Source organism: Micromonospora coerulea (assembly GCF_016598485.1).
GTDB classification, from domain to species: Bacteria; Actinomycetota; Actinomycetes; order Mycobacteriales; family Micromonosporaceae; genus Micromonospora; species Micromonospora coerulea.
In genome coordinates, this window is record NZ_JAEMUW010000108.1 from 1 (window position 1) to 634 (window position 634).

Annotated in this window: 1 protein-coding gene; it reads left to right on the top strand. The window is 68.3% G+C overall.

Features of this window, described 5'->3' with window-relative positions:
- On the top strand, positions 1–351 hold a 351-nt coding region (locus tag I8N68_RS32500), incomplete at its 5' end, for a hypothetical protein (RefSeq protein ID WP_234041016.1).
- Positions 352–634 lie beyond the last annotated feature (283 nt).

Here is a 634-nt window from a genome sequence, read left to right on the forward strand (position 1 = left end):
TACGCCGTCGGCGCGGTCAGCCATCGTGGCCCCACTAAGCAGTCTGCGGTGTGCGAGCAGGCCGAGCAGGAATTCGCGAGTCGCGCTGGTCAGCTCCGGCAGCAAGTGCAGCTGCTGCAGCGCGGGGTCGGGCTCGACGGGAATGCGCGGGATGAAGCCCTCGATGAGGCGCAACGCAAGATTCTCGCCGGGGTCGTGCAGCAGAACCCGACATGCTTTGGCGCGGGGATGCGTGCGGCGGCGGCCGTGATCCAGCAGCCCCGATCGGAGCGGGAAGCTGACGCGGCGATCTGCGATCTTATTGGCATCAAGGCCGAGGGCTGTGCGGGACGCCACGTCGGCCAACCTTGAGGAAGCGGTCTAGGGATGGCCCACGGCTTACCTTCCGTTCAGATCGCGAAGCGTTGCAACCAGGAAGGGGAGCGGATCTCCTCGTCGGGCAGTCTCCGACCGTCCAGTCTCCCGGGACGGGGACAAGGTGGAGCGCCTTACCAGCCGAACGACCTTGGCCCCGTCCCGGGAGACTGGTAGCCCTTGTGGTGCCCGGCGAGGGGATCCGCCAGGCCGATCTCCGAGGAGGGCCGGGGTCCGGGGCGGAGCCCCGAGGTCTTCATGGTGCTGGTCGCCCCAAGCG